The sequence below is a fragment of the Acinetobacter sp. GFQ9D191M genome (genome assembly GCF_011174875.1).
Classification (GTDB): domain Bacteria; phylum Pseudomonadota; class Gammaproteobacteria; order Pseudomonadales; family Moraxellaceae; genus Acinetobacter.
The window spans coordinates 1-2529 of the sequence record NZ_JAALGV010000070.1; the positions used below are offsets into that span (position 1 = coordinate 1).

3 protein-coding genes are annotated in these 2529 nt (G+C 34.3%); all 3 read right to left on the minus strand.

All coding sequences use genetic code 11. The features are described 5' to 3' along the window. Positions 1 to 234: 234 nt before the first annotated feature. Positions 235 to 522 (minus strand): hypothetical protein, encoded by a 288-nt coding sequence (locus tag G5T77_RS10685; protein ID WP_004870774.1) that lies wholly within the window; start codon positions 520 to 522, stop codon positions 235 to 237. Continuing rightward, a complete protein-coding gene (locus tag G5T77_RS10690; protein ID WP_020846814.1) occupies positions 519 to 1460 on the minus strand; it encodes a replication initiation protein in 942 nt (313 codons plus the stop codon). The genes G5T77_RS10685 and G5T77_RS10690 overlap by 4 nt, the downstream gene beginning before the upstream one ends. Before the next feature lie 711 nt (positions 1461 to 2171). Beyond that, positions 2172 to 2465, minus strand: coding sequence for a hypothetical protein (locus G5T77_RS10695; RefSeq protein ID WP_252719421.1), 294 nt, complete (start codon positions 2463 to 2465; stop codon positions 2172 to 2174). Positions 2466 to 2529 lie beyond the last annotated feature (64 nt).

The window sequence follows — 2529 nt, forward strand, 5'->3', positions numbered from 1 at the left end:
AGTTCCATAAAATATTTAATTTATTGGTTTAAAAACTAATGGATTCTATAGTTTATCTAAAATTAACATAATACACCTTATACGAAATTTGTTATAATTCTCGTGAAAATTCAACGCTGTAGTTTCAATTTTCTAGCCCAGTCGTCAATGACTGGGCTTTTTTTATTACTTTTCACGTTCCACGCCTAGTCTTTAATCAATGTTCCACGATTTTGATTAAATAAACTGAATAATTCAATCTGCAGAATTTAAGCGATTATCTTGAATAAGATCACTCAACTTACCTTCAAGCGATTCGATTTTATATTTCAGAGACAAGATTGAATCTTTTAAACGTGAATTTTTAGGTGCATCCGGATTCTTTAATTGATTAAAAACCTCTAATAATTCGCTGTGATGAGTGCTTAACCTTTCAATGTCACTTTCAATAGCCATTCTTGGTGTCCACAGAGCAAGTAAACTTTGCTCATAATCTTTGAGTTCTTGATGACTCATTGCATCTAATTCAGCCTTAGTTCTCATGGTTTAAAATCCGTCTTGCTATGAAGAGCTTTAAAAATCCGTTTTGTTGTTTCCTCTCTTACACTTTTCGGATCTCGTAAGATGCCACTAATCCAGAGGGCAAATGTCGGGTAGTCTGGGAAATTACTGAGGTCTGATAGCTCAGAAAGTTTAGATAAAATAGTGCTGTACTTGTTAATTTGAGCATCAGATAAATTGCAGAACATATCTATAGTTCTTTGATCTCGCTGAGGCGCTATTAATTTTGGCTTAGGTTTTTCTTTCACTATAAATTTAAAGCCAACTACTGAACGCCCTTTTTTTACATTTTCATAAGTGAGTTCAATATCTGTATTAGTTGTAATCTCATTTAATGAAGGCTTCATTACTCGGTCTTTTAAATTACAGAGTTTGTCATAAGATTTGGGCAAACCCAGCTCATTTTTTATATGTTCTAAGGACATTTCAAATTGTCCCATTGCTTGATGCTTTTTAGCTAAATGATAAAGATCGAATGAGTAATCTTTTTTCAAACTTAGTACGATATCTTTTTTATATTTTGTATAAGGGTTTAATTTATCAAACTCTTTTAACATCAGTAGAACGATTTCAGGGAAACGTATAGCTATCCCTCCGTCTTCATAAGTGCAATCAATCACCCAATTCGACAGCACCTTTTTTCCTCTTTCATTGTTATAAGAGAAATTTCTTTTAAGTAGATTCTTGCTGGCTAGTTCTAACTGCGTATATGCGGAATGCGTTTTAATGCCACATTCTCTAGCAAACTCTTCTGCCGTAATCATAATTCGGTCTTTTTCAGTTGCATCAGTGGTTCTAGCAATTGGGCTAGCAAGTATTAACATTCGTTTTTCATCAATGTTCATACTCTTAAAGCATTCTTGAACATTGTTTTGCATAACAACCCAGCTCAGAGGATATGTTTTTTTATTTTCGTCCATATAACTACAACCCCAAAAAACTAACTAACTACATTGGTATTTATGTAGCTTAAACATACATTGTCGTTTATTTTTTGACTACTATTTTTGTAGTTTTTTAACAAAACTACAAACTTTTTCTTGTAGTTTAATGTCCGGTAAAAGTAGTTTCTATGTCCGGTAAAAGTAGTTTTTTAAGTCCATTTTGTCCGGCATTTGTAGTTTAATGTCCGGTAAAAGTAGTTTTTTAAAGTCTGAAAGCATTGCTAGGCGTGGTTTATAGGGGGGTCTAAAAGCTTTTAAAAGCTTTTTAAAAGAATAAAAGGGAATTTATTTCCAAAGTGAGTTATTAAAACTGCCCTTGGTACTCGCTAAAGCTCGTACTCTATTGAAGCTCGTTTCACTCGCTTCGTGGGGGGCAGTTTTTTGCATATATGATCAAGGATTCAAAAAGCAAAACATGAATAATGCATTCGCTATGCTCATGCTTTTTGACGAGCAAAAGCATCAATACTTCGCTCGTAGACACTCGCTAATCACTGTCCCCAGTAATTCAATAAAAAACGGTTTTTCAGAGGGGGAATAAGCAAACTTTCGTTGTGTCGCTCGTAGATACTCGCTAAAAGGCTCTCATTTGCGTTCTAAGCGATTTTATTTTTATCAACTATAGTTTTACTGTATTTCTATCAAAAGTCGCTAAAACCCCCGTTTTTTTGCGCTTAAATGGGATTTCTAAGGCGTGTAGTCATGGTTATTGTCATTTTCTGGCTTTTTAGGCTCATTTCTCTGCTGTTTTTCTTGTTCTTGGCGTCTTACAAATGCCAAATGTTCTTGTTGCTCTCGTTCTTGTGCATAGCGTTGTTCTTGTTGCTCTCGTTCTTGTGCATAGCGTTGTTCTCTAGATTCACGATCTTTTCGGTCGTTTTCGAGCTGTATTGCTCTTTTTTGGGAAAACTCTTGCTGCGCTTCGGTCTCAATTTTTTTTGTAAAAGCCGCATGCAATTCTTGGATTTTTAGATCTTCCATTTCTTCTGCATATAGTCGCTTTTGTTTTTAAAAATTTTGAGGACTAAAGTATTTATTTACATAG

Bases quoted from the DNA above. Each gene is read 5' to 3' on its own strand.
- G5T77_RS10685 (WP_004870774.1), bottom strand. From the start codon at position 522: ATGAGAACTAAGGCTGAATTAGATGCAATGAGTCATCAAGAACTCAAA.
- G5T77_RS10690 (WP_020846814.1), bottom strand. From the start codon at position 1,460: ATGGACGAAAATAAAAAAACATATCCTCTGAGCTGGGTTGTTATGCAA.
- G5T77_RS10695 (WP_252719421.1), bottom strand. From the start codon at position 2,465: ATGGAAGATCTAAAAATCCAAGAATTGCATGCGGCTTTTACAAAAAAA.